This window comes from Kitasatospora sp. NPDC048722 (genome assembly GCF_040650235.1).
Lineage (GTDB): Bacteria > Actinomycetota > Actinomycetes > Streptomycetales > Streptomycetaceae > Kitasatospora.
Genome location: NZ_JBEZGX010000171.1, coordinates 1 through 1508, shown reverse-complemented (window position 1 = coordinate 1508; position 1508 = coordinate 1). Strand labels below are relative to the sequence as shown.

The following is a 1508-nucleotide window of genomic DNA, read 5'->3' as shown; positions in this document are numbered from 1 at the left end:
CTGAGGACAAGCCCTCGGCCTATTAGTACCGGTCAACTCCACCCCTTACAGGGCTTCCATATCCGGCCTATCAACCCAGTCGTCTACTGGGAGCCTTACCCTCTCAAGGAGGTGGGAGTGCTCATCTCGAAGCAGGCTTCCCGCTTAGATGCTTTCAGCGGTTATCCCTCCCGAACGTAGCCAACCAGCCATGCCCTTGGCAGAACAACTGGCACACCAGAGGTTCGTCCGTCCCGGTCCTCTCGTACTAGGGACAGCCCTTCTCAACACTCCTACGCGCACAGCGGATAGGGACCGAACTGTCTCACGACGTTCTAAACCCAGCTCGCGTACCGCTTTAATGGGCGAACAGCCCAACCCTTGGGACCTACTCCAGCCCCAGGATGCGACGAGCCGACATCGAGGTGCCAAACCATCCCGTCGATATGGACTCTTGGGGAAGATCAGCCTGTTATCCCCGGGGTACCTTTTATCCGTTGAGCGACGGCGCTTCCACAAGCCACCGCCGGATCACTAGTCCCTACTTTCGTACCTGCTCGACCCGTCAGTCTCACAGTCAAGCTCCCTTGTGCACTTACACTCAACACCTGATTGCCAACCAGGCTGAGGGAACCTTTGGGCGCCTCCGTTACCCTTTAGGAGGCAACCGCCCCAGTTAAACTACCCACCAGACACTGTCCCTGATCCGGATCACGGACCCAGGTTAGACATCCAGCACGACCAGAGTGGTATTTCAACGGCGACTCCACAACAACTGGCGTTGCTGCTTCACAGTCTCCCACCTATCCTACACAAGCCGAACCGAACACCAATATCAAGCTATAGTAAAGGTCCCGGGGTCTTTCCGTCCTGCTGCGCGAAACGAGCATCTTTACTCGTAATGCAATTTCACCGGGCCTATGGTTGAGACAGTCGAGAAGTCGTTACGCCATTCGTGCAGGTCGGAACTTACCCGACAAGGAATTTCGCTACCTTAGGATGGTTATAGTTACCACCGCCGTTTACTGGCGCTTAAGTTCTCAGCTTCGCCCGGACGAATCCAAGCTAACCGGTCCCCTTAACGTTCCAGCACCGGGCAGGCGTCAGTCCGTATACATCGCCTTACGGCTTCGCACGGACCTGTGTTTTTAGTAAACAGTCGCTTCTCGCTGGTCTCTGCGGCCACCCCCAGCTCAAGGTGCAAGACCCATCACCAGGAATGGCCCCCCTTCTCCCGAAGTTACGGGGGCATTTTGCCGAGTTCCTTAACCATAGTTCACCCGAACGCCTCGGTATTCTCTACCTGACCACCTGAGTCGGTTTGGGGTACGGGCCGCCATGAAACTCGCTAGAGGCTTTTCTCGACAGCATAGGATCATCCACTTCACCACAATCGGCTCGGCATCAGGTCTCAGCCTTAACGTGAGGCGGATTTGCCTACCCCACGGCCTACACCCTTACCCCGGGACAACCACCGCCCGGGCTGGACTACCTTCCTGCGTCACCCCATCGCTCACCTACTACCCCGT

Annotated in this window: 1 rRNA gene; it reads right to left on the bottom strand. The window is 56.7% G+C overall.

Going from position 1 to position 1508, the window contains the following annotated elements:
• Positions 1–2: 2 nt before the first annotated feature.
• Positions 3–1508, bottom strand: a 23S ribosomal RNA gene (locus tag AB0C76_RS41325); the annotation flags it as partial.